Source organism: Streptosporangium sp. NPDC002607 (assembly GCF_053592655.1).
Window position 1 is genome coordinate 243979 of record NZ_JBSFWD010000005.1, and the last position, 25172, is coordinate 269150.

General features: G+C 67.3%; 17 protein-coding genes and 1 pseudogene. 2 read left to right on the plus strand and 16 right to left on the minus strand.

Going from position 1 to position 25172, the window contains the following annotated elements:
- Window positions 1-209: 209 nt before the first annotated feature.
- From ACWD3H_RS08325 to ACWD3H_RS08400, 16 genes and pseudogenes are all read right to left on the minus strand, one after another.
- On the minus strand, window positions 210-665 hold the full coding sequence (locus tag ACWD3H_RS08325; RefSeq protein WP_451954538.1) for a tyrosine-protein phosphatase: 456 nt from the start codon (window positions 663-665) through the stop codon (window positions 210-212).
- Window positions 649-765: pseudogene (locus ACWD3H_RS08330) on the minus strand (tyrosine-protein phosphatase); the annotation flags it as partial. The pseudogene ACWD3H_RS08330 and the gene ACWD3H_RS08325, both read right to left, overlap by 17 nt.
- Window positions 725-2320 (minus strand): hypothetical protein, encoded by a 1596-nt coding sequence (locus ACWD3H_RS08335; RefSeq protein WP_451954498.1) that lies wholly within the window; start codon window positions 2318-2320, stop codon window positions 725-727. The gene ACWD3H_RS08335 and the pseudogene ACWD3H_RS08330, both read right to left, overlap by 41 nt.
- Before the next feature lie 142 nt (window positions 2321-2462).
- A complete protein-coding gene (locus ACWD3H_RS08340) occupies window positions 2463-4736 on the minus strand; it encodes a hypothetical protein (RefSeq protein ID WP_451954499.1) in 2274 nt (757 codons plus the stop codon).
- Between the two features lie 331 nt (window positions 4737-5067).
- Complete coding sequence (locus tag ACWD3H_RS08345) at window positions 5068-7422, minus strand: TIGR03986 family type III CRISPR-associated RAMP protein (protein ID WP_451954500.1); 2355 nt, start codon at window positions 7420-7422, stop codon at window positions 5068-5070.
- On the minus strand, window positions 7419-8012 hold the full coding sequence (csx19, locus tag ACWD3H_RS08350) for a type III-D CRISPR-associated protein Csx19 (protein ID WP_451954501.1): 594 nt from the start codon (window positions 8010-8012) through the stop codon (window positions 7419-7421). The genes ACWD3H_RS08345 and csx19 overlap by 4 nt, the downstream gene beginning before the upstream one ends.
- Window positions 8012-9631 (minus strand): RAMP superfamily CRISPR-associated protein, encoded by a 1620-nt coding sequence (locus tag ACWD3H_RS08355; protein WP_451954502.1) that lies wholly within the window; start codon window positions 9629-9631, stop codon window positions 8012-8014. Before ACWD3H_RS08355 ends, csx19 begins: the two co-directional genes overlap by 1 nt.
- A complete protein-coding gene (locus ACWD3H_RS08360; protein ID WP_451954503.1) occupies window positions 9628-12189 on the minus strand; it encodes an RAMP superfamily CRISPR-associated protein in 2562 nt (853 codons plus the stop codon). The genes ACWD3H_RS08355 and ACWD3H_RS08360 overlap by 4 nt, the downstream gene beginning before the upstream one ends.
- Before the next feature lie 11 nt (window positions 12190-12200).
- Entirely contained in the window at window positions 12201-13946 is a 1746-nt protein-coding gene (locus ACWD3H_RS08365) for a Cas10/Cmr2 second palm domain-containing protein (RefSeq protein WP_451954504.1), read from the minus strand.
- Window positions 13947-13990: 44 nt separating this feature from the next.
- Window positions 13991-15202: a hypothetical protein gene (locus ACWD3H_RS08370; protein WP_451954505.1), complete on the minus strand. Its 1212-nt coding sequence runs from the start codon at window positions 15200-15202 to the stop codon at window positions 13991-13993.
- 1652 nt (window positions 15203-16854) lie between these two features.
- Window positions 16855-17322 (minus strand): IS3 family transposase, encoded by a 468-nt coding sequence (locus ACWD3H_RS08375; protein WP_355568291.1) that lies wholly within the window; start codon window positions 17320-17322, stop codon window positions 16855-16857.
- A 25-nt stretch (window positions 17323-17347) separates the two neighbouring features.
- Window positions 17348-18577 (minus strand): IS110 family RNA-guided transposase, encoded by a 1230-nt coding sequence (locus ACWD3H_RS08380; RefSeq protein ID WP_355569989.1) that lies wholly within the window; start codon window positions 18575-18577, stop codon window positions 17348-17350.
- A 139-nt stretch (window positions 18578-18716) separates the two neighbouring features.
- Window positions 18717-19214, minus strand: coding sequence for an IS3 family transposase (locus tag ACWD3H_RS08385; RefSeq protein ID WP_451954506.1), 498 nt, complete (start codon window positions 19212-19214; stop codon window positions 18717-18719).
- Entirely contained in the window at window positions 19211-19501 is a 291-nt protein-coding gene (locus ACWD3H_RS08390; protein ID WP_451954507.1) for a transposase, read from the minus strand. The genes ACWD3H_RS08385 and ACWD3H_RS08390 overlap by 4 nt, the downstream gene beginning before the upstream one ends.
- A gap of 253 nt (window positions 19502-19754) precedes the next feature.
- Window positions 19755-20657 carry a phosphotransferase family protein gene (locus tag ACWD3H_RS08395; RefSeq protein ID WP_451954508.1) on the minus strand — a complete coding sequence of 301 codons (903 nt, stop codon included), beginning with the start codon at window positions 20655-20657 and terminating at the stop codon, window positions 19755-19757.
- The gene (locus tag ACWD3H_RS08400; RefSeq protein WP_451954509.1) at window positions 20654-21973 is read right to left on the minus strand and encodes a helix-turn-helix domain-containing protein; all 1320 of its coding nucleotides are present in this window, start codon (window positions 21971-21973) and stop codon (window positions 20654-20656) included. Before ACWD3H_RS08400 ends, ACWD3H_RS08395 begins: the two co-directional genes overlap by 4 nt.
- Before the next feature lie 381 nt (window positions 21974-22354).
- Between ACWD3H_RS08400 and ACWD3H_RS08405 the strand changes: the two genes are divergently transcribed.
- The gene (locus ACWD3H_RS08405; protein ID WP_355568367.1) at window positions 22355-22609 is read left to right on the plus strand and encodes a hypothetical protein; all 255 of its coding nucleotides are present in this window, start codon (window positions 22355-22357) and stop codon (window positions 22607-22609) included.
- Window positions 22606-23064, plus strand: coding sequence for an ATP-binding protein (locus tag ACWD3H_RS08410; protein ID WP_451954510.1), 459 nt, complete (start codon window positions 22606-22608; stop codon window positions 23062-23064). Before ACWD3H_RS08405 ends, ACWD3H_RS08410 begins: the two co-directional genes overlap by 4 nt.
- The last annotated feature ends 2108 nt before the right edge of the window (window positions 23065-25172 follow it).

The following is a 25172-nucleotide window of genomic DNA, read 5'->3' on the forward strand; positions in this document are numbered from 1 at the left end:
GGACGCCGAACTCAACGACGAGTTCCAGGCGGCCATGATCCCTACGGGATTCGACGACACCTGCGATCCCGACTGGCAACAGCGCGGTGCCGATCATCGCCGGGCGTACTGTTGGATCCCCGCTCCTACGAGGTGAGAAGCCTGGCCCGGACGGCCGCGAGATCATCGGCGCCCAGACCCGCCGCGCGCAGGTAGGCGTCGGCGTCCAGCTACTCCAGTGTGGCGAGCACGGCCGCGCGGACGGAGGTGTTCTCCCGCAGCAGGAGTGCCCGGACGACCGGTCCCTGGTCGGTCATGCCCAGCGTCGCGAAAAGCGGCCCCAGGCGGTCGGCGCTCAGCTCGTAGTCGGAGGCGATCTCCTCGTGCGCGACGCCGGCCAGGGCGAGTAGCAGCAGGGTGATCAGCCCGGTGCGGTCACGGCCCGCGGCGCAGTGGATGAGAACCTCGCCGGGCCTGGCATGGGCGACGGCGGCAACGGCCGCGGCGCACCGCTCCGGAAACCGGCCGAGGAAGGGCCGGTAGTAGAGCGGCGTACCGTGCAGCCCCTGCCCCCAGACCTCCCAGAACTCGGTGTCGGCCAGGTCGTTCAGCGGGGCACGTACGGACGTCGACTCCGATCGGGCGAGCCTCGGTGGCCGTCTGGCGTTCCTCGTCGTTACGCAGATCGACGACCGTGCGGATGCCGTACGCGGCGAGCGCCGGCCAGCCCGCCGGGGTGAGCCGGTCAGGGTTGTCCGAACGGACGACGGCGCCCCGGTGGGTCACCCCCCCTCTCCGGCCCGGAACCCGCCGAGGTCCCGGACGTTGTAACAGCCGTCCCAGTCAAGGTGACGATCGACGAGCATGCTTCCTCCCCTACCGCTGAAGTCCAGATGTTCCTGATATGACGACCGCCAGGTACCTGTAGTTCGTTTTTCACGCCCTTCCCCATCTGGCTACCTCCGACGAGAACATGTCTCACAGGCCCGACAAGATGCCTGATCCGGGGCAGGTCAGCGAGAGGCCAACCGATGGGGAGGCCACCGGGCAACCGGGCATCCTGTCGCTCAGCGACCTGCGGACCGCCCCCGCCATCGGCAAGTCGCACGCCGCCATCCGCACCCGGCAGATCATCTCCCACGGGATAACGGCCGACCAGGCGGGACTGGACGTCTTCGCACCCGGCAAGCACCACAGCCTCGACTTCGCCGTCTCCTCCCCCTCCGTCGCCCAGCCCCCCGAGCACATCCGCCTCACCAGCGCCGTCGTTACTTTTCGACGCCTCCACCCGCTCGGCGACCCAGTCCAGTCCTGCCAGAGAAGCGAGCCGGATGAGCCGCCGCACGAACCTCTCCGCGGCAGTGGAACCGAGCCCGAGGTTCTGGGTGGCGTAGGCGATCAGGTCGGTGCCGCACATCGGGACGACCGCGCAGATGCCGGTCAGCAGCAGCCGGTGGTGAACGCACCGGTCCGTCGTACGCTCCCCGGCAAGCAGTATGGACAGCGTACGGCGGGCCAGCTCGGCTTCCTCGTCATGGATGAGCAGGTCCTCGGGGTTCCGGCTCAGCGCGGGAAACAACTCGGGGAAGAACTCTCCCCGCTCCAGGTGGACGGTCACGTTGGCCCGGTAGAAATCGGGCCGCAGCGCGCGGAGCCGATCCAGCGCGGAGCGGAGCGAGCTCACCGCGATGAGCGGGTCGAGTCCGTGGCGGTCGGCGGGAATCTCACAGGGGTCACAGGCACCGTTTCGCAGCCGGGTGAGGGCGTCGACCAGCAGCTCGAAGGCGACCTCGTCCGTACGCAACGGCGCCGCCCACTTCGACGTCCGAAGATCCCGTTCCGGCTTGGCGGAGGCGCCACGGCTCATCGCGCTCTCACGTCGTACCCGTGCCTCAAAGTTCTTCAGCGGATGGTGAACGAGCTGGGCACGGGCCGCGCGGAGCCCGGCCGGCTCTCCGGCACCGGGCCGCCCGCGGAGCCGACGAGCCATGAGGCCGAGCTCTTCGGTGATCGCCTCAGGCGAGGTCAGCCACTGGACGATCAGCTCCATCTCACGTACCGGCTCACCGGCCCGGGTCCGGGGCGGCTTCCCGGCCAGGGCCTCACTCAGCCTGGCGTACACGCCGAGGAGGAGCTCGTCGATCGTCTCTTCGCACTCGTCGCACCAACGCGTTCCGTCGACTCCGACGCAGGGCCTGCCGTCATGGCGGGCCCGGCGCAGCGGTCCGCGCGCGAGGTCACGCAGGGCAGGAGCGACCAGCGAGAAATAGGCGGGGAACGCGATCGCCTCGTGGGGGGAGGCAACGGCGGCGAGGTTCATCATGACGTCCTTCCGAGGCATGACGGGAGAACGCGCCACAGGACGCGGTCTTCGTACATCGGCCTCGAAACCCGAGGCCCTCAGAAGGAGCGGTCATGAACCGCTCAAGCTCGCCGGCACCGCCGTTGAACATGAATCAGGCTGGCAGGAGGTGCGATCAGGGTCAAGCGGTTTCCCGATACATAGCATCAAGCGCATTCATGACCGATTCATACTGAACAATGAGTGCATCGTCGTTTTCGACCGGCCCGCCCAACTCCCGTACCGCCTGCCGTAACGCGTCCCGCACGTCCGCGTGGTCATGCCCTGCGACCCGACGCCCTGCGCGCTCGCGCTGATCCAGCGCATGTCCCTGCAGTGCCCCATTGGCCCGCTTCCCGAGGGCGTCCAGGGCGGGATACTCCTTGCACAGGCGTTCCCACGCCTTCCACCAGAAGAGTGCGGGCCGCAGGGCCGCCACCGCGAGGTATGCGGCCAGCGCCGGGCGGTCACGCCACACTCCGGCGACCAGCAGCAGTCGCCGCCGGGCGACGGCCAGCCGCTCCTTCCTGGTCCAGCCGTCCAGCCCGGGGCCGAACAGGTCGTTCTCCAGTTTCGCCAGCGCGGGCAGCACCTCGCGCAGCGCGTCCGACCCGCGCTCGATCAGACGATGAGCCGTCCGCAGGTCCAGCCGTCTGACGGCGCTCGCCGCCAGGCCGGCCAGCACCCGGTCCGCACCGAGCCGCGCCACCACCGGCTGGCCGCTGCGCAGCTCCGACGGCCCGTCCGGACTCCGGACCAGCTCCGTCACCCAGAGCGGGCACGCGGCGGTCAGCGACCATTCCACCGCCGCCGCGATCATGCCGTAGTTCGTCAGCGGCGGTCCGGGGTTGAGCACCAGCACCACCTCGTCGACGTCGCGCAGACTGCCCGAACCGGGCCGCCCGGTGGGGGCCGCCTCGGACTCCAAGGCGGTGACCAGGGCGTCCCGGATCGAGCCGAGGTCCCCCGGGACACTCTCGATCACCCGTACATCCACGTCCGCCGCCCCACCGAAGGTCACGGCGAGCCGACGGGCCCGCTCCAGGGTCTCGGCGCTGGCCAGCAGACGCAGCCGCAAGGTGCCCCGATGCAGCAATGACTCCCGCCGGGCGTGCAACTCGGTGAGGACCGTCGTCACCGCCAGCCGGTCCTCGCTCTCCCTGCCCTGCCACTCCAGCCCGACGGCCAGCAGGCCGAGGACGTCGCCGCTGCCCAGCACGGGCCAGCCGACCCTGCCTGTCCCGGTGACGAGCTTGAACCCGGAGTCGCTCCGCTCCCACTGGGCAGCGGCCTCCAGCAGGGTCGGCGGCAGTGGCCCGGCGTCCGGACGTTCAGGTTTCAGATGCGCCTGGTGACTGGATGCCGCCCTGTAAAGCGAGGTCAGCTCGGCGTCTTTGATCATTCTGACGCAGGCGCTGGTGATGTCGCTCATGACAGCACGGGCCGTCGTCGCGATCCGCTCGGCCAGCCCACCCTTTCCCCCGGCCCGATCGCCCAGGTCGGCGATGAGGTCTCCGATCTCTTGCTCGGTGCGCGCTGGCAGGCCCCTTCTCTCTTGCTCGTCTCTGAACAGCCTCCGGAGATGCTCGGCGAACCAGGCGCGGAACAGACCGTAGTCGGCGGCCTCTCTGCGGCCGAGCCGTTCGAAGAGCGCCGCCCGCACGGTGGGCCAGGGCTGGGCGAAATCATCGAGCTTCCCCAGGGTGAGACCCGGCACCTCGGGGATCCTGGATCGTTCCCTCAGTTTTCTGGCGGGTTCGGTGTCCCCGGCCTGCCGGGCCGCGAGCAGTTCCCAGAGCGCCCGATTACCCGGATCCACCTCGGCCAGCGCGTCCCAGAACCGGTAGCGGAGCAGCCAGGACTCCAGGTGCGCGTCCATGTCTCGTGGCCAGTCCAGCGAGTACGGCTGATGTGGGTGATCGATGTGCACGATCCGTGCCGGACGGCGCGTCTCCAGGGCGGCGCAGAGGGCTCCCGTGCTGAGTGCGAACGCCCCCGAACCACAGGTGACCAGGATGTCGTCGGGGTTACGTCCCGCAAGCCATCGGCTCAGCGCCTTCGAGGTCTCCCTGAGCCGGGGAGCCTCGACCCGTACGACGGAGACCGCCGTAGGGTCGAAGCGCGCACCGCACAGTCCCATCTGCGAGACGAGCCGCGCCCGGACCTCGTCGGCCCAATCGGCGAACGTCCGCTCTCCGGGGCCGTGGGGATTGGTCGTGCCCAGCAGGGCGACCTGGGAGACCGGTAGGTCCGCCAGACCTTCGAAGATCTTCCGCAGCGGACGGCGGTCCTTGCCCGTCGCGCCGGGGTCGCCCTCGAAATCGGGGGTGACCCCGGCAAGGTTCCGCTCACCCGCGAACCCCAGATCCCCGCCGCCGATCGCGTGCACGAGCAGCGTGCCCTCGGCCTTACCCACCACGACATCCCCCTGCGTAGCAGGCGAAACGAAACCAACCGGGCTAACGGTAAGTCATCTCTGACGGGCCTCGTGATGAAACAGCGAAACCACCGGTGATCGGGAGCGGGGGTTGTCCACGGGATTTCTCACTCCGCAGGTTTGACAGGACCCCGGCAGGTTGGGGGTTCCTCTCGTTTCGCACCGAGGTTCACATCCCGGTTCGGGACCGTTGACCAGGTGTGACCTGCTGATGTAGCCGGACTCGTCGCGCGAGCGGAACAGGTTGAATCGGGAACCTGCCCGGCCCCTCGCAGGCCAGGGGTCTGACCTCGGGTAACGTCCGTCTTCATTAACGTCTCCTGCCGCCATTTCCCTGCCCTTTTCCTCCCTTGTTGGAGGGATATGAACCTCGGCCGGGCCGGTTCCCCTTTTTCGTCGCGTCGTCCTCCTTCTTAACCGGGTAGACGGTCAACGGCTTTGCGTCCTCTTCCGGAGTGGGCAGCGATCGTCCCCGGCCCGGGGCGATCCGTTTGCCCTCCGGCCTCTCGTTCTCGGTGAACCACTCGTAGTTTCTGCCGCGCGGATCCGGCGGTACGGGGACCTCTCCCCGTGACCAGTCCGGTTGCGTACGGGGATAGTGCACCGGAAGCCCCGGGTTACCACGCGAGACGGCGAGCATCGCATCACGGACCTTGGTCAGGGACTCCACGCCCTCCACCATCCGGGTGAACGTCTCCCCCGCCCGGATCAGCCTCTTGACACCGTCGGTGTCGGGTAGGGTCCCGGAAAGGCTCCGGTAGTGGGCCGCGTACTCCGCGCCGGAGTGCAGTTCGGTGTTCTCGGCCTCGACCTCGAGTCGTACGCTGCCGAACCCGAGCGGCCGGCCGAGGCCGAGCCGGTGGAAGTGCCCCGGCGGCAGGGTGAGCAGCCAGGCGAGTGCCCCCAGCTCGTGGTCGTCGAGATCACGGACCTCGACAACGAACCGGAAGGTCGTGCCGGGCCGCACCCAACCCTTGATCGACCGGTTCTGCGTGTCACGCTGCTCGGTGTCCTTCGTCCGGTAGCGCCTCCCGTCAGGGGTCGGGCTGCCCTTGTCGTCGTACGGGGTGCGGGAGCGCCGGTATTCGCGGTAGTAACCGTTGATCCGGACCTGGGTGGGATCGAGCTTTCCCTGCCCCTCGCTCCAGTGCTGCCGCCGGTCCAGCCCGGCATGGTGCCAGTACACCTTCCGGCCGCGCAGCCCCTGGCCTGGCTGATACAGCTTCTCCTTCGGCGTCCCGTCCTTGATCGGCCGATCGGGACTCTCCCTGGACTCAGCGAGATAGAAGCGTCCCTGCTGGGGCTTGGGCTGCCCCAGGATCGCCAGCGGGAGCCCGTCGCCGCCAAACCGCTCCACGGCCTCATCGGCGTCCTGCTCACAGATGACCGGACCGATGCGCAGCCGCCCGCGATAGGCCGAGGGCCGTGCGCCCTTTCCTCGCGGGGCGACCCAGCCGAACACCCGGTCGGCCGGGGAGAGCTCGCCGATGTGGGCGGCCGGGAGCAGCGACTCGTCCAGCAGCTCCGACGGGGGAACCAGATAGAGGTCCCTCGGGATCAGGACCGGGTAGAGCCGGTCGACGCGGCCTTCTTTCTTGAGGCGGCTGGCGCAGTCCTTGTCACCACCATCGCATTCGAGGCGGCCATCACAGCGCCGCTTAACGCGGTCATCGCACACGAGACGGGCGTAGCAGAGCCTGACGCCCTTGAAGTCCTTCCTGCTCTCGTCGTACAGGTGAGGGCTCCAGGCGAGCTGGCCGGGACCGTCGCCGATCCGCTCTCCCGGTTCGGCCATACTCCCGTCGGACCGCTCGCGGTCATACAGCTCCGCGAATTTGTGTGCCTTCCCGTAGTCGGTTATCAGGTCGTTCCACTGCTCTTCAATCTCGCTCCACGGCCTGGCCAGCGGAATCTTCCACTGCTCCTGTCCCTCCTCCAGGTAGAACAGGCGCTCGGAGGTCTTTCCCTCGATGTTGGGACCGGTAACGAAGGCGATTCCTTTCACCACCCGGTCCCCGTCCGCCACGGTCAACTCTTCGTCGCCCCTCGTACGGACGAACCGCACCACACTGGTCGTTCCTCGTTCGTTCCGGATCACGGCCCGGAGTTGCTCCAGATGCTGAGGGGCTTCCTGGCCGTCACAGGGGTAGATGCTCTCGCCGGATTCCTGGTCGTACATCTTGAGCACCGCCTGCTGGAACCCGTACACCACTTTGTTGGCCCCCACGAGCACAGGCACCATGCCCAGTGCGTAGTCTGCGCCACGACGGAAGCCCAGCCGGATGTCATGCCCGTCGAAGACGCCGAATCGGGAGTTGGTGATGGTCTCGTAGGCGGAGCGCAGCATGCCTTTGAGTGAGGTCGCGGCCAGGTGGGGGCGGCCCCCGCGCACCTGGACGGGATAAACCCGGTGGGTGTCCGCACCCTCGGACGGCGCCGTCCCCCGCGCGGTGTCCAGGAGCAGAAGCGGCGTCTCGACGGTGAGCCTGACCCCGATCCGGCCGGTCCAGCGCTCCGGGTGCAGCCGATCCCTACCAGCCCCGTGGCCCGGCTTCCCGGGATCCCCACCGAGCGGCGACCCGTCACCGAGTGGCTCCGGCAAGCCGTCTCGGGGAAACGCCGGAACGAACGTGTAGGGATTGAGAAATTTCATGTCATCGCTCATCGCGCGTTCTCCTCCGGCGCGTAGGGTTCGAACCCGATCAGGCGTTCCTCTGCGACATAGGCGTTGCCGTGCACCCTGTCCGCGACGATGTACTCACGGGCGGCCAGCCGTACCCGCTTCTGCGCGGAGGAAGGCGCCATGGGCACCGTCAGGGTGCCGATCCGGGCGGTGCGGAGCGTGACCCAGCCCGGCGCGGAGTCCTCCGCGCCCCCGGAAACCGGCCTGCCGCCCGACGCGGACGCGCCGGCCTCGCCCCAGACCAGATAGTGGGCCTCCGCGGTCGCCACCGTGGACAGCTCCTCCAGCGGTTCGCCGAAGAACGCGGGCAGCAGGCTCCGATCCTCGGTCAGCAGGACCGCGTATCCGGTTTCCACCCAGCGCAGCTCAACCTTTGGGGTGAAGGCTCGCGCCTCGTAGACCGTGGAAAGGTCGACGGGTCCGGCCGGGGTGACGCAGCCGTCCCCCTGAACCCGGGTGACGTGGTAGGCCGAGGGCGCGGTGAGCAGGGCGCATCCTCCAGCGACCCCGGCCGCCTGAAGTGCCTGCGGCAACGTGACGCCGGTGGCGGCGCCGCCGTACAGGGTGGTCATCAAAGTCCTTTCGGCGCGGAGGTCTCCACGAGTTCTTGCGCCAGGTAGTCGGTCCAGGCCTGGGCTATGGACGAGATCTCCGGGGAGCCCAGTGCCCGGGAGAGCGTGACCGGCTCCGGCCACGGGCCGCCGGTCAGAGTGATCTCGGTGACGTCGATGTCGCCGAATCCTCGGTTGGTCAGGGCACCGAGCGGGATCCGCCCGTCGGCGAGGTCTCTGAGGGTGAGGAGCAGCAGGGCCAACGCGCTGTCCCGCTCGGCACCGAGACGGGTGAGGTCAACGGAGAGCCGGATCGGCTCCCACTTCACCGCGTGTGGTTCCAGCACGCTGAACAGGCGGCCGTCGGCGGCTCCGCCGGTCCAACGGTCCAGAGCCACGTGGTCGGCCTGCGCCATGCCCAGGTCCTCCAGCCGGTCGTGTACGGACTCGGCCAGCTCGGGCCGCCCGTCCGGTACGGCGGCCCCCTCTTGCGGGATCTCGGCCCCGGTGACCACGTCCCATAGCGTGTCGGAAACGATCGTCTGCGCGATGCACTCCTCAGCACGCAGCGCACCCGCCCGCCGGTCCGCACTGTCGTCGCGGGCAGAACCGAACAGCGCCCGTACGGCGGGCAACTGGTCGAGCTGCGCCCGGAACGCCGCGCTGTACTCCCCCGCCGGGGCGCCAGGACCGGCCGACGGCGCGTCGATCCCGCGCGCGGTGCGCTCCGCCAGCTCGGAGTGGCTGCGCAACGCTCCCTTGACCGATCCGCCCGGCAGCACCAGCGTGAGGTGACGGCGATCGATGCGCGTGGTGAGCGGCAGGGTATCGACGACCAGACCTGCCGAACTCGCCCGGACCATCACCGGCGCCCTCGGACTCCACGCGACGCGCACGTCGAGCAGTTCGCGCCGGGGTGGGAGTCGCGCGTCGACGGATCGCAATGACGCCACCGACCGGACGCGATCCGGATCATTCCGGAGTACGGCCAGCAGGCCCGCCGGCGAGTCGAACCGGTCCACGACCAGCTCGAACGGGTCGTCAAGCAGCCGCACCGCCCCTAGGCCCCTGCCTGTCGCCGCGCCGATTCGAACCTCCCCGGCACACAGGGCTTCGAGCAGGGCACCCATCCGGGCCTCGTCGGCGGGACCGTCCTCGTCGGACTCGATGTCGATCTCCAGCCTGAGGTGGCACCCGGCGGGCACGACGGCCCTGCCGTACAGGAACTCCTGCGCCGCCGTACCGGTCGCCCTGTCGATACCGACCGACTGCCGAAACTCCAGGTGTGCAGGGTCGAGTGGTGTGGCGGGCAGACCACGATCGTCCAGCCGGGCCTCGGAGGTGATCAGGGCATCCGCGACGATCACCCGGCTGACCCGGCCTTCATCGTTGTTCTTGGATATGAAGCCCCAGAGCGAATCGAGATCCACAGACTCCGGATCGGCACCTCGCGACCAGTTTCGCAGCACCCCTGCCAGCGTGGTGCCGGGAACGTAGAGGCGGCCCAGGCCGTCCACGGCGATCGGCAACGGCTCTGAGGGGTCGTGGCCAAGGCCCCCGACATGCAGCGGCGACTCGGTACGCAGCCAGCCGCGCGCCCTGACCCTGCTGGTCACGTGCCGTCCCACCCTGGTGCTCATCTCGTGCTCCTCATGACCGAAGCAATCCCGTCACGGCCGCGTCCCGTCCCAACCGGCCCGGGTGCGGCGCCGCCACCTCCGGTCTCATGACCGTTCTGTCCTGTCTGGTCACCGCTGCCTGCGGCCTCATCGCGGCTGTGCGCGGCCAGGCACGCTGTGACCAGCACCTGTACCGCCTCGTCGCGGAGTTCGACGCGCAGCGTCGCGGCGCCGTCCGCTGTCACCACCAGCTCCCCCTCCGGAAGGTCGAGCAGCGTCCAGATCGGGTCGGCGTCGACGAACAGTGCGTGCAGTCGCTTCACGGCTTCCTTGGGCCAGTCGGACCTGCCCGCCTTGGACCTGGTGAGCCATTCCAGACGGCTCCCGGCCCGCCCAGAGGACAGGTCACGGACGATCTCCCGCAGCGCGTTGAGCTGGGTGTTGGAAACCCTGTCGGGGATGATCCGCAGCCGCCTCTCCCGATCCCCCCTGATCCGTTCGCAGGCCCGGTGGATCTCCGTCCGCCAGGCCGCCCGCTCGAAGATCCGCGCGTCCTCGTACCCCTTCTCGCCCAGCGCGATGAGCTCAGGCCCTCCGGCCTCAACGTGCGGAGCAGAAGACTCAGCCACGGACACGACAGAAGAGCGAGTCTCTGTGGCGAGAGAACCGGTCTCTCGAACGGTGGCGGCGGATCCGATATCGGCCGGATCGAGGACCGCGACGGACCGCAGCAGCAGGTCATGGTCGAACTCCACCTGCCCGAACCCCTCGGCCCTGCGCTCTCCCACCCCTGCGGCCCGTACCTCCGCGAGCACCACCGGATCGATAGGCCCGCCGGTCACCTCGAAGGTCAGGCAGCTCCCGGCAGCCAGACCGTACAGGGTGGAGCGGGGCAGCCCCCAGCCCCGGTGCCAGCTCTCCGTCCGGTGGGCGCCGAGCGCGACGCTCACCCGTCCGTCCCTCGGCTCGGTCACCGGAACCAGACGCACCCCGGTGGCCCCCGCCCTGGCCAGGGCCTGCTCCAGTGCCCGCCCGACATCGACGACCTCCGTGCTGGGCCGCAACCGCACATCACGGACCAGCAGCTCCGACAACAGCCACACTCGGAGCAGCCCGCCCTCCCCTCCGGGTCGCCGCCGGTCCGCGACGAGGCGTGCCTCGACCTTTACCTGCCCATAGTCGTCCTTGGAGGACCGGCCGACCCGCCATCGTCCGCCCAGCCGCTGCTCCCAGCCGTTCTCCAGCAGGCCCGCCCGGACCCGTACCTCGGCGCGGAGCACGGTCCCGGCGGCCAGCGCCCGGTAGACGTAGACACCGCCGATCTCCCTGATGGGCCGCTGCACCTTGTCATCGACGCTGTTGTGCATGCGCACCGTGAGCGGCGGGTTCACCACCTCGGGAGACTCCTCCCCTTCCGGGATGACGTACCCGTCCCGGTATGGCTTGCCGGATATCTCAGCATCGGCCATCCGGTTACCGGCGACCACGGTCCTGCCCTTCTCGTGGACGAGGACCCTGGGCACCGGCAGGGTCCGCACGCCCTCCTCCGATTCCGGGGTAGCGGCTGTGACCAGCAGATCCCCGGTACGGACCAGGGCGTGCGCGGCCCCGCCGAGCCGCCGGGTCACCTCCGGCATCAGGCACCAGCCGGGAATGTGGGTCGTGCCCTGCACCACGTTGCCCATCACGGTGGCCGCGACGAGCACGGCCTCCTTTACCGTGATGACCAGCTCCGCGCGCTCCCAGCCCGCCCGCACCGTCCGGGGCGCGGGCGCGGGCCGGTCGGCGACCGCGTACGGCGAGACCGAAGGTGGCGGCACCAGCTCGTCCGGCATCGTCCAGTCGGGAGTGAACGCCGCCCCTTCGACGGTCAGCCTGCACCGCCCCGCCCCCCGGCGCCGCTTGCCGCCGATGCTCTCCAGCAGCCGCGCCCCCGCGTCCAGCAGCGCGACGGCGACCTCCCGCTGCGCCTGGCTCAGCTCCGCGAACCCGTCGATCCGTCCCCGGCCCTTCAGCGTGACCCCGGCGCGGGCCATCTCGTCAAACCGCAGCATGTCCGCCTTGGCGGTGCCGGTACGGGCGTCGATCGCCACCCCCGGCTTACGAAACGTCGTCGCCCAGGAGACCAGGGGCTTCTCCCGCAGCAGCTCGGCCAGCCTTTCGGGGAACCGGAGCGGCCCCTCGACGACCAGCGCGGCGGGCCACAGCGCGTTCGTGTCCGTGGCGTACTGCCCGCCGAACAGGAACCCCAGCCAGTCGTGCCACACCCCGGCGGGGCCGCCGTCCAGGGCATGCGCCGCCAGCTCGCAGGAGTCCCGCCAGACCCCGACCAGCGTCTTGGCCGGAACGATCGGCGCGGCGAGAGCCCGCACGCCTGTTACGGCGGGACGCCCCGTGTTCTCCGCACCTCGTCGAACGGGGTTGCCCACGTCCTTCGCGCCTCGGTGGACGGGACGGTCCGCGTCCCGCTGTATGAGGCGGTCGGTGTATCCCTGGATGCCCGTCCCGGTGCCCACCTGCCAGTCACTGACCATGAACAGCGAGACATCGAATCCACCGATCTCGCGCGTCTCCCTCACCTCACCGTCCTTCATTCCGCCTCACTTCCAATCGCGAGCACCCGCTGCTCCCGGACCTTGAGGAACTGCAGCGCGACCATCGCGTCCGGCAACCCCGTCACAGTCGTCTCCCTGTCGATCCAGAGCAGCCCGCCCGGCTCCTCCGTCAGCTCCATCAGCGCCGCCGTACGCTCCCGGTCCCCCTCGAACCGGCGGCGCAGCAGTTCCCACCTGGACGCCGCGACCTCCGCGCCCAGGTGCAGCCCCTCGCGTAGGTCGTGAGCGGCGCCACGGGGAATCAGTAGCTCCCCCGAGGCGGGATCATGTCGCCTCAGCGCGCCGACCCGCCGCACCAGGTCCTCCCAGCGCCGTCCCCGCGCCCTGTCGTCACGGCTTCCCGCCCCCACCAGGTACGGCGAGGCCGACCCGCCGGCACCGCCCGCCTGCCGGATCCGCTTCAGGTCGGGGGCGGAGCTCTCCAGCAGTACGGCGAACGCCAGTGCCGCGCCCCACTCCTTGACCCGTTTGGCCTCGGTATCGATCAGCTCCTCGGCCAGGTCGTAGGCGAAGTGGAACGGGTAGTTCCGCTTGACGATCGCCACCCCGGCACCCGCGCCCAGGCTCTCGCGGCCCAGCTTGCCCAGCACCGGCGCGAGCCTCGGATCCCTGGCCGTCTCCTCCTCGAACGCCTCCAGGTAGTGCCGGGTGAAGAGCAGTGCCACCTCGCCCTCGCACACCACGGTCAGATCGTCACCACCGATCACCAGCGGCAGAACCGCCAGAGGTCCGCCGGCGGCCCGTCCGTCTTCCGCAGCGTTTTCACCATCGGCCGTGTCCCTGACGGTCCTCTTGATGGCCTTCTCAGTGACTCCACCAACGCCCCCGTCCTTGATCCCGCCGCTGCTCCCACCGGGGATCCCATTGGCGGCCCCGTCAGCGCTCTCATTGGCGGTGCGGCACAGCGCCACCCGGAACGCCTTCTTCGCGCACTCGTCGACGGCCTGGGAGACGCTTCTCAGCGTCTCCACATAGCCCCGGTCGTCCCCGTCCGCCACCAGCTCGTCCAGGCCCTTGAAGATCGCACCAAACCCGTTGCCATCGGCATGTACCACCGCGACCCAGGAAGCCTCCAGGCCCAGCCGATCAACGATCTTCTTCATTGCCCGTCGATCGACGACCTCCCCCATCGCCCGCCGATTGGGCCAGGCGATCTCGGCCATCCTGTCGAGCGCGCCCGAATAGGCGTCCAGCTTCGCCTTGGCCGCCGCCGACCTCGGCCGCGGCTCCTCGTTGCCCTCACGGTGAATCACCGCCGCCGGCAACCCGCTCGACCCGCAGTCCTCGACCGGCGGCAGCCGCAGAAACCTCGCCTGCGGCCCCGGCCGTGACTCCCGTACGGCGGCCAGCTCCGTCCGCACCCTTCCCATTTCCTTGGCCAGCGAGCCCGGGGCGTACTCGACCACCACGCCGCAGACATCCAGACCCGGCGCGTGAAGCAGCGCGAGGGTGGTCAGCGCGGTCACCAGCCGCCGCCCGGCATCCCTCTCCTTGACCAGCACGGTGATCCCTCCCGCCCCCGCGACCACCAGCTCCGCGCCATGGGTGTCGAGCCGCCAGGTCTTCCGTTCGAAACCGGGAAACGCATCCTTCAGCGCCTCGTCGGCCCAGGCTCCGTCCACCCGGGTGATCAGGTCGGACGCGCCGACGATCTCCTGCCGCTTGTTGGAGGAGAAGATGTAGCGCTGATTACCCGCCGTATTGATCACGACGACGTACATGACTCTCCTGTCTCGTATGAACGAATCTCTTAGGGGTGCGTCTCTTAGGAGCGCGTCTCGTCACGGCGCGTCTCGTACGGGTGCGGAACCACCCGTACCGCGTGGCCGACCAGCCAGCCCAGCGCGAAGACGACACTGGCCGGAGCGGCGATGAACAACCGGGTGTCCAGCGCGGCGTACTGCGGGTGGGCCGCGATCCAGGCCCGCCAGGCGGCGTAGACATACCGGACGACCAGTTCGAAGTCGACAGCCGTCTCCGGCAGGTTGGCTGACCCTCCGTCGACGACCAGGGCCGCGCGGCACCGCTCCCAACGCCCGCCGATGTCCGCGCAACCGCCGGCCGCAGCCCGCAACGCCTGGGCGACCATCATCGGGTTGTCCGCCAGATGCACCACCAGGGCGACCGCCCGCCCCTCGGCGTCCCCTTCGAACTCCGGCTCCTCGACCACCCTGGCCAGCTTCGCCGCCCGTACCGCCTCCGCCGGAGTCAGCGGCTCCTTCAACCGGCTGCTGATCCTGACCGAGGGAAAGAAGTCCGACTGCGCCCGCTCCGACCTTTGCGGCAGCACCGGCGCGATGACCTCTCCGAACCCGTCCACCCCCGCACCGGACTCGGCCTCACCTTCGTTCCTACCGGGTGCGTCTGCCTCTGGTACGGGGTGACTCAACCCGAGGTTGGGGCTAATCCCCCTCAGCTCCCGCTGCACGTTGAACTTGAACTTCGCACCCAGGTCGAAGGCATCGGGCAGGGCGGCGTTGACGTAGAGCGACACCGGCGTGGACGGGTCCGACTCCGACAGCTCCGTCAGCCGCGCGGTCACCAACTCGTAGGCCAGCTCAAGAGCGTCCTCGCGGGCCTCCCGCGCGGCGACCCTGGTGGCCAGATCGGCACCGGGCGCCGCCACCTCGATCTCCCGCCGTACAACGAAGCAGGAATCATGACTACGCCGGGCGTGATTGACGGCAGCACTGACCCACTGGGCACTCCACGGCCCCCGCCAGTTCTCCCTCGGCAGCGCGATCACGATGCCCACGCCTCTGCTGCGCTGCTGCCACAGGTTGATACCGGTGAACACCGCCGCCGCAGCCACGCAGAGCACCGTCAGGAACCACTTCTGGTCCCCCAGCCACCCCTTGATCACATCTGGCACGGTCCCCGCGGCCACCGCCGCCGCCGCACCCGCCAGCGCCGCCACCGACCACCCCGACGCCCCCTCCCACACCGCCCTACCGCTCCCACCCCGAGAAAGCCGCATTCGCCCTCCCCTCCACCGTGATTTCCTCTTCACCCATCTACAGATGGACGAAGAGAAAACCCCAGGTAGAGCCCCTGAGACCGACCCCGCTCAACCACTCCCAACCGCAAGTTGTCGATCAGCCCACTGATTTGCGACCGAATGGAAGTGTCCGGAGAGGAAAACCGTGGAATCGGCGGGGATCCGGCGGCTGAATACTCCGCCCACCTGGGAGAACGAATCCGAACACCCTGTCGGACTCAGATCTCAGACAGTTCCAACTGAACCAGCGACAACCCCCATAGGGGCGATGAGGCGCCACGGGCGTGCCCGCCCCCGCCGCGCGGACATCGAGGCCGGGCATGCGGCCTGGGGGCCGGTCCCGTCCCGCGCCCGCCCGGCGCGAACGGCCGGACCCCGCCGCCCGCCGCACCGCCCGGCCGCCGCACCGAACGCACCCGCCGACCATCAACGCACTGCCGCCAACCCATTTGCCACGATCATGGATTTGCAGCGAACCTCCGGGGTATCCTGCACAACCGGAGGTTCACTGCAATTTCCCCGGAAACAGTCGCGGCTACAGGCTCGTTGAGCTGCGACTTTACCTTGGGGTCCTCATCGCCCCTAGGAGGGGTCGCAACTCACTAGGCATGTTGTCGAGGGTCATGTCTTCCTCCGTGTCCTCATCGCCCCTAGGAGGGGTCGCAACCAGACCACCCGGACGTACATGCAGCGCTCAGTCAGGCCCTCATCGCCCTTACGAGGGGTCGCAACCCGTGGTCGGAAGTCGGTCTCTTGCGTGGTGGCTGGTCCTCATCGCCCCTACAAGGGGTCGCAACAACTGTCCGGGGACGTAGTACGGGGTGAACGTGGTCCTCATCGCCCCTACGAGGGGTCGCAACTTGCAGACATCGCCGGGGGAGACGCTGCCGTCATCGTGTCCTCATCGCCCCTACGAGGGGTCGCAACACTATCTCGACCTTTTCGACCTGCTTCGTCTCACGTTCTCATCGCCCCTAGGAGGGGTCACAACATCCAGGCGGCGGCGATGTCAGGGTCTGTGTCGGACGTCCTCATCGTCCCTACGAGGGGTCGCAACATGTCCGTTGAGACGACGACATCGCCAGGCTGGAGCCCTCGTCCTCGTTGCCCCTACGAGGGGTCGCAACGGCTTACCGGCAGGCAGGGAGCGGCCCGTACTTGAGTCTTCATTGCCCCTACGAGGAGTCGCAACATGAGCGGCTCTAGTTCGGCGCCTGCGGGGATCGCGGGTCCTCATCGCCCTTATGAGGGGTCGCAACAGCGCATACGTGCGGCCTTCCGGGGTGAGCCGGTAGGTCCTCATCGCCCCTATGAGGGGTCGCAACATGGTGTCCAGCATTCCAAGGGAGGTGTGGTCCAGGCGTCCTCACTCATCGCCCCTACGAGGGGTCGCAACGCGTGCCGGTGGTAGCGCTCATCGAGACGACGGGTATCCTCACCACCCCAACGAGGGGTCGCAACTCGTAGAGGTGGCTGTTGTAGTCGGCCTGTTCGCGTCTTCATCGCCCCTACGAGGGGTCGCAACATACAGCCGTACCCGCTGTTGTAGTCCTGTTCCAGATCCTCATCGCCCCTACGAGGGGTCTGAGGGGCCACGGTGATTCCGGACAGCCGCCTTATGGGTGTGTAGCCTATGCGGCTGCTTGGGACGAAAGGGACTCGTTGAGCACTTCCAGCGGCGGCCGGTAGCCGAGCGCCGAGTGCAGACGCTGCCGGTTGTAGAACCCTTCAATATAGCGGATGACCTGCCGTTTCGCCTTGGCTCGGGTGGCGAAGACAAAGCGGTGGAGCCATTCGTTCTTGATCGCGCTGAAGAACGACTCGGCCATCGCGTTGTCGTAGCAGACCCCGGTGCGTCCGACCGAGCGGCGGATGCGCTGGTTGGCCAGGAAGCGGCCGAACTCATCTGAGGTGTAGTTCGAGCCGCGGTCGGAGTGGAAGACGGCGCCCGGCTGGAGCAGGCCGGTGCCGGCCGCCATCCGGATCGCGTCCTTGATGAGTTCGGTGCGGTAATGGTCGGCCATCGCCCAGCCGAGGACCGCCTTGCTGTGGCAGTCGATGACAGTTGCCAAGTAGAGAAAGCCTTCCCAGGTGGGGATGTAGACACCTCACGTGGGTGAGGTGTCAAGCGGCGGCTGATTCAATCTTTTCCTTAGGGGTGGGCCAGGCGGTGGCTTCGTCGTAGAGCACGCCGTTGTGCAGGCAGTGCCAGAGCTTGGCCAGCAGCTTGTTGGCCAGGTTGCGCAGGGCGCCGTTGTGGGTGTCTCCGGCGGCTCGCCGCTGGTCGTAGTGAACTCGGGCGCCGGCCGATTTAGTGATCGCGGCGAAGGCCCACCAGTGGCAGGCGTCGGCCAGGCGCTTGTTGCGGATATACCGGGCTGAGACGATCTTCATCTTGCCTGATGCGCGGGTGATGGGAGCGGTGCCCGCGAAGCCGCGCAGTCCGGCGATGTCGGTGAAGCGGCTGCGGTCATCACCGAGTTCGCCCAGGACTCGCGCACCGAGCACAGTGCCCAGGCCTGGCATGCTGGTGACGATCTGCGCCTGGTCGTGGCGGGTGAACAGGCCGGTGAGCTGCTCTTGCAGCGTGTCAATGGCGCCGGTCATGGCGACGATGACGTCGATGAGGCCGGCGGCGGCAACCCCGAAGGCCTGCTCCACTTCGGCGGGCTGGCGCAGCTGCTCTTGGCGCAGTTGAGTCGACAGACGCTCCGGCAGTGCTGGATCGATACGCCGCCCGGCCTTGCGCAAAAGCGTCTCCATCCGGCTGGGTGTTAACCTCGCCGCGGCTTGCGGCGTGGGCGCGGCCCGCAGCACCGTCAACGCCGCACGCTGGGTCAGGATCGGAAACGCCGCCAGCGCGGCCGGGTAGAACTCGCGCAGCAGCGAGCGCAACCGATTCACCGTCTGCTGCCGCGCCCAGATGGCTTCCTGATGCTGGCGAGCGACCGCCTTCACCCCTCGGGCGAGATTAGTGTCGGCGGGCAACGGCCGATGCCGATGACGGTCGGTGCGCAAGATGTCGGCCAGGACCGCGGCGTCGCCAGGGTCGGACTTACCGCCGGCCTGCCCGTGCCGTTCCCGATACCGGGCCACCGCCCTGGGGTTGATCGCAAACAGGGTGAACCCGGCCGCCACCAGGGCCGCGACCAGCAGACCCTTGTCTGTTTCGATGGCGATCTCGATGGAGGTGGGCCCGTCGGGCCCAGCGTGCTCGGCGAGTAGTTCGGTCAGCCGCCGAAAGCCGGCCAGGTCGTCACCGATCCTGGCTCTGGTCACGATCGCAGCGTCGGCGTTGATCAACGCGATGTCATGGTGTCGCTCCGACCAGTCGATCCCGCAGGTGATGCGCAACAGGCCCTCCTCGAGTGATGTGACCGATGTTCGAGCACAGGGCCTGCGCAGCACCCTCATGGATAGCGCTCGCGGCGCGACACCTCACCAGCTGGCTGCAGACCCAGCAGCCGGCGGGGCCACCGTCTACATGAAGACTTCAAACAAAGTCGGTGATATCTGAGTGGTCACCCGCCGACAGCTCGACCTGCACCCTGCCCGATCCTCTGTGGCTCTCCCATGAGGTGATATCGCCCACCAGCTTGGTGCCCGGCCGCTCGGCGGTGAAGTCGCGGCCGAGCAGGTCGGGGATGCCGCCATAGTCGCCCTGCACGGTGGTGGTGGGCCGAAACGCCCGCACCTGGGCCGGGACCAGGCCCTGCTCACGCATTAACGCGCGGACCAGTTCGGCCGAGCAGTGCTCGCCCCGGCGCAGCAGGGCGGCGTGGACCCGCCGGTAGCCGTAGGTCTCGTGCGAGTCGGCGAAGACCTCGGCGACCAGCTCGGTGAGCAGTGCCCGGCGTTGCGCGGTGGCCGAGGCCGGCCGCTCATGCCATTCGTAGTAGCCCGAGCGGGACACGCCCAGCCAGGCACACATCTTGACGATCGCATGGTGGGCCTTCTCCGCGTCGATCAGCTCGTACTTGGCGAGTGTCATCGATTCTCGGCCGCGAAGAAGGCCGCTGCTTTTTTCAAGAACGCCAGCTTCTCGCGCAGCTCGGCGTTCTCCCGTTCCAGCTCCCGGATCCGGGCCCGCTCCGGCCCAGAGACCGGCTGCGCGTCCTGGCCGTGCACGATCCGATGCCGGTTCACCCAACTGCCCAGGGTGCCGGCGTTGATTCCGAACTCGCGCGCCACCGACGCGACCGTCCGCTCGCCGTCCAAGACCATGCGGACGGCTTCTTCCTTGAACTCGGGCGAGAACTGCCTGCAACGCCTCGTCACGTACCTACCTCTTCCAGACTTCTGTCAGCTTATGTAGCTGACTGTCCGGAATCTGCTGGGCACCTCACCTTCACTCGGCTGGCACCGCCCAGCAGGCGTTGTCCTCTAACAACGACAGCTCGTAACGACAACTTGGAGCAACACCCTTGCACATAGGAGCGTCAGGCCCCTACCTCAGCCACTCCACCCCCCACAGCTTCCGCGCTGGCGATCATCCCGGAGCTGAGCGCCCCCGCCGGAGGCGCTTGTCCAGTCAGTTCAGAGGTCGCCAGTGTTTCCAAGGGCGAGGGCCACTTTCACCGCGAATCGCGGCTAGTCGAGCAATTGCCTCACTGCGTATCGTTGCATCTTCCATGCCGATCTGGGCCGCCATGGTGACCATGCGAAGTTCGCGGATATCACGCAGGATCGGAAAGCCTGCCCAACTCATAACATCATGGCCATAGGTTTCGGCAAACGCGGTGTACTCGTCTTTGGAGATCCCGCCAAGGGTGCCGTATTTGATTGCAGTGGATACCAGATCCCATTCCGGCGGCCCTAAGGCGGTGCGCTCAAAGTCAGCTAGGATTACGAGACCGTTGCTGGCGAGTAATACGTTGCCGACCCAGGCGTCTCCGTGCACCACGCAGCTATGTAACCCTGGCGGCAGCTCGGCATACCTGCTCTTAAGGTCTGACAAGTGCTTGCGCAGCCACTTACGGTCTTCGGGCGTGAACATGTGGGCATGATCGATTCGCTCCGCGAGCCGCACAAACGGAGCCAGCGGGGGAAGCTCGAAATGTACCGGAGGAGTCAGACGGTGCAACGCCCGTAGCGTGGTGGCGACATTCAAAGAGGTGCCGTACTCGTGTGCTGGTAACTCCCGCCAGAACGTCACGGCCCTGCCGTCCGCCTCAACGGGCTGATCCAGACTAGGAATGACCTGTACGGCAGGCATCCCGGAAGCTTCCAGCCAACGGGCTATATGGACCTCTTTTGCGGCGGCTTGAATTTGGCCGACCCGGCTGACCCGCGCGACGATTCTATGTGGTAACCGGTAGATGGCGTTTTCGCTGAGACGGATGGGCTTCACGCTGGATGCGTCGACCCCGACCTGTTGGCAGGCGATGTATAGAGCCTTGAGTGCCTCATCCCCTGGAGTGCTCACCTGGGTCATGAGCCGGAAACCAGGTCAGTGATGTAGTGCCGTAGTTCTGACACTTCGGTTATGCGCTCGTGGGGGGCGGCGAACTTGTGGAGTTCACGCAAATCATCGGCTGCTCTACGGGAGCGTACGGTGCCCGCGTCGCGTAGCGCCCGCATGCCGGTCACGGTGGCTTGTTCGGGGTCTCCTACTGCCATGGTCAGTGATGCGAGCTTGGTTCCGCTGATTGCCCGAGACCGCACATAGGTGTCACTGTGACCGGCTATGGCGGCGGAGAGCCGATTAGATGCCTCGCTGACGAACTGACCGTGTATGGCGAGGTCAAACAGCGCATGCCCGGTGTCTCCGGCGTGCTGGGCGGTATCGTAGTAACGCATCCATGGCGGCTCTTCGTCGGCCCTTAGTCGGCTGAACTCTTGGTCTGCCATGCCAATTGTGCTGAGTGTTTCTTGCGTGCGCCTTAGCTTGGCCAATGCTCGGGCACGGGCGGCTAGCAACATCGCCCGCTCTGCGGGGGTGAGTCGGTCGGCACGGACCAATGCAAGCTCAACCAGGGTTAGGCCAGTGTCTGGGTCGCCACACCAAATCGCTTGCCGGGCCATGCTCGATAGCACTTTTGCCCGTAGATGCCAATCCCCGGACTTCTCTGCGCATACCAAAGCCAGGCGAAACATCCGCTTGGCATCCTCGTGGGCGTAGGCGTCGAATGCCATAAATGCTGACGCATGCCCTAGAAATCCAACCGCTGAGTAGAGGTCGGATTGCAGGCGCGCCGGGCAACGGACTCCCAAGAGTTCAACCGAGTAGCGAAGTTGGCTGTTCACGGCCTCGCGGGCTAGTCCACCACCATAGGTATGGTCCCAAGTGGAAAATATCTGTGCAATGTTCCGCACGGCCTTGATGTCGGCAGCACTGATAACGGCTGGTATTCGGGTCGGTTCGCTTGGCGTTGCCAGTTCGACAAATGAATGGCTGGCCACTGCGGCGGCGGCCCCGAAAGCCGTACGGAGAAACTCTTTACGATCCACGTCTGTCACCGTAGTAACCACTGGCGCGCGATGCGGCCGACGAAAGCCAAGATCACCGTCTGTCTTCACACCCAGTACGGCACGCAGTCCTTTACGGTAATCGTCGTTGGGCCAACGTAGGACGCCACGCTCCATCTTGCCGACGTAGTTCGCGCTAAGACATGCCTTGCGGTTCAGGTGCTCGTAAATCCAGGCGTTGACCATATCGGCAAGCTCTTGCCGTGACAGGACTTCCCCGGCGACATTCGGGGACTCTATACGCTCTCGTGCTTGGCGTAGCTGGGCGTTCGGCTCGGTCATGACCAGCCTCCTCTCCGGCGCACTCCTCAAGCATGACCAGGGAAAGCGCGTTGGGCAAATCCCGAATCTGCCCTCAATCTGCCTCTTGACAGGCTCGCTTTCTGGCCTTCCAACTCGCCCTTGCTACATGCAGAGTGGGTTTGGCCGTTCACGCAAAGAGAAATCCTACCTGTTCCCCTCGTTCATCCCTATCTGTGCAGTTTGGCGGGTGATGACGAGAGATGGCCACAAAAGGCGGGACCCGTAGGCGCTGACACGCCGTACGGGTCCCTTGACCGCACGCTGGAGGTGCGATCCATGGATCATCCTAGAGCCGGGCGCTCTAGTGAAGCGATGACAGGGAAGCGGGACAAAGTATCCGCTGTCGTACGGCAACCAGTCGTGAAAGATCCGCAGGAGGACCGGTACATCCATCTTGTCCGGCTGGCCTGGGATCTCCGCTTGCTTGGCGCGGAGACGACGGTGGAACTCCCCCGGACCGGCGAACCGCGTGTGGTGATGCCGCGCACGGTGGGGGACCTGCGGGTGTTCGCCCTCATGCGCGGCGGGAGATGGCTCTTCTCGTGGGGGCGGAGTCAGTGGATCGACGCTCTTGACGAGAGAGCGGCGCAGCGTATCCACGAGGCGGCGCGGTGAGCCGGGAAGGCGTCTACAGCGCGGTGGAGGCGATGCTTCGGCGCTGGGACGGGTTGTGCATCGTCGGTACTCGCAATTTCAGCGGTGACGTGCGGTCGGCGGGGCAGGCTCGTCGATGGGTGGTGGATCTGCTGAGTGCGCATTGCTTCTCGGGTGAGGTCCTGGAGACGGTGAGGCTGTTGGTCAGCGAGGTCGTGACGAACAGCATCCTGCACAGTGATTCGGGCATTGATCCTGAGGGGCTGGTCACGGTCGCTGTGGGGCTGGGTAGGGACGTGATCCACATCGAGGTGATCGATGAGGGATCGTCGGTCAATGTTCCCGCGATGCGGCCAGCGGGTGAGGACAGTCTCAGCGGGCGGGGCCTGGACTGGGTCCATCGCCTGTCCAGCGGCTGGGGCTCTGATCATGACCCGGAGATAGGTCGCGCGGTCTGGTTCCGGCTGGCCTGCTGACCCTTTGAGCTGGTGCGGCGGTGCGCCATCCCCGCGCTAATGGTCGTCGCACCCGGCCGGGGAGGTCTCCTGAGTGTTGAGGGCGCTCGTGGAGATCTCCCCGTTGCCCGCCGGAGCTGTGAGCCCCATGGGTGGTGTGGGGTACGGGGGAAGACGTGATTCGCCCGTATCTCCCATCGCAAATGGCGCTGCCCCAGGGACGGGGTGCCGGATGGAGTACGGGGAGGGGCGATCGAACAGCGGTCGCCCCTCCTGTTTTTGTGTCGGCAGACGAGCAAGATCGATTACATGGTGCCCGCGGGGCCTTTCAAGATCACGGAGCGGAGCGGCCGGCGCAATCCGGTAGGACCCCGTAGGGGCCGCGTAGCGGTTGGGCCGGTGGTCGGAGCGGCCCTCGTAGGGGCGACGACTCGTTCACGGGCCCGAAGACCTGAACATGCAGTTGCGACCCCTCGTAGGGGCGATGAGAACGCTCCACACCCCGAACCCTCTCCCGTTGCCGTGGAGATGTTGCGACCCCTCTAGGGGCGATGAGGACCACCTCCTCAAGCAGGCCGAGTTCGCTGACTTCATGTTGCGACCCCTCTAGGGGCGATGAGGACGTCAGACCTGACCAAGTGGATCAAGGCCGTCATGCCGTTGCGACCCCTCGTAGAGGCGATGAGGACCACTGGAGCCCGAACCATGAAGAACCGTAGCGAGTTGCGACCCCTCATAGGGGCAATGAGGACACTCCACGCAAGGAGAGACCATGCAACCCACGTTGCGACCCCTTGTAGGGGCGATGAGGACGCGATGATCCTCACCCGCCAGCAGGTACAGGCGTGGATGTTGCGACCCCTCGTAGGGGAAATGAGGACCCGCTCGACCTCGACGAGCTGGCCGCCACCCTGGCGTTGCGACCCCTCGTAGGGGCGATGAGGACACCACCTGAAGCGCCTGTCCACCGGCGTGGCCCAGTGGTTGCGACCCCTCACAGGGGCGATGAGGACTCGCCAAGGAGCAGGCCGCCGAATTCCAGCGGATCGCGTTGCGACCCCTCGTAGGGGAAATGAGGACCGGCTACTTCGCCGCCGAGGGCCTGCGGGTGAAGATGTTGCGCCCCCTCAGAGGGGCGATGAGGATTCCCAAGCATACGACCTCGGGGAGGCCACCAATATCGTTGCGACCTCTCGTAGGAGCGGTGAGAACGCATCGCTGATGAGCTGCGCGCCCGGATCATGTCGGGGTTGCGACCTCTCGCAGGGGCGATGAGGACCTGCTCCAACTGCGGAGGCGCGGGTGGATACAAGTTGCGACCCCTCATAGGGGCGATGAGGACCACCATGGCCGACTACGAGTTCCCGCCTGACCTGCTGTTGCGACCCCTCATAGGAGCGATGAGGACACCGCAGTGCGTGAGATGAAGCAGGTCGAAAAGGTGTTGCGACCCCTCACAGGGGCGATGAGGACTCCCGCCCCAACCGCCCCGACCGTGCGCGGCGGCCCGTTGCGAGCCCTCACAGGCGCCTGTGCTGGTCGGGTTCCGGTTGCGACCCCTCCTAGAGGCGATGAGGACCACCAGCCTCGGCTACGACGCCACCCCGGCCGTGTTGCGACCCCTCCTAGAGGCGATGAGGACGCGCACATCGTGCAGGCCTACCCTGACTCGCTGCGGTTGCGACCCCTCATAGGGGCGATGAGGACGAGGCGGTGCTGATGTGTTACGCCGCCGCCAGACGGTTGCGACCCCTCTCAGGGGCGATGAGGACCGGCACTCCAAACACCGCTAGGCGCGATCATCGCGTCGTTGCGACCCCTCATAGGGGCGATGAGGACCGGCAATGGCGAGTTGACCCTACACCGCTTGCGAGGTTGCGACCCCTCGTAGGGACATGAGGACGCAGACGGGTCCGAGATGGGCTCGGCCATGATCCTGGCGTTGCGACCCCTCGTAGGGGCGATGAGGACGCGCCGGGCAGAAGGCAAGGCGGGAGCGCCGTACATGTTGCGACCCCTCGTAGGGACGATGAGGACCCTGAACTTCTGCCTGAACCCGCTGTGCCTGCACGGTTGCGACCCCTCGTAGGGACGATGAGGACTGGCCCGGGAGTGGAACAGCCCCTTGG

Coding starts and splice junctions, on each gene's coding strand:
- ACWD3H_RS08335 (WP_451954498.1), bottom strand. CDS start 2,320: ATGCCTCGGAAGGACGTCATGATGAACCTCGCCGCCGTTGCCTCCCCC.
- ACWD3H_RS08345 (WP_451954500.1), bottom strand. CDS start 7,422: ATGAGCGATGACATGAAATTTCTCAATCCCTACACGTTCGTTCCGGCG.
- csx19 (WP_451954501.1), bottom strand. CDS start 8,012: ATGACCACCCTGTACGGCGGCGCCGCCACCGGCGTCACGTTGCCGCAG.
- ACWD3H_RS08355 (WP_451954502.1), bottom strand. CDS start 9,631: ATGAGCACCAGGGTGGGACGGCACGTGACCAGCAGGGTCAGGGCGCGC.
- ACWD3H_RS08365 (WP_451954504.1), bottom strand. CDS start 13,946: ATGTACGTCGTCGTGATCAATACGGCGGGTAATCAGCGCTACATCTTC.
- ACWD3H_RS08370 (WP_451954505.1), bottom strand. CDS start 15,202: ATGCGGCTTTCTCGGGGTGGGAGCGGTAGGGCGGTGTGGGAGGGGGCG.
- ACWD3H_RS08385 (WP_451954506.1), bottom strand. CDS start 19,214: ATGACACTCGCCAAGTACGAGCTGATCGACGCGGAGAAGGCCCACCAT.
- ACWD3H_RS08395 (WP_451954508.1), bottom strand. CDS start 20,657: ATGACCCAGGTGAGCACTCCAGGGGATGAGGCACTCAAGGCTCTATAC.
- ACWD3H_RS08400 (WP_451954509.1), bottom strand. CDS start 21,973: ATGACCGAGCCGAACGCCCAGCTACGCCAAGCACGAGAGCGTATAGAG.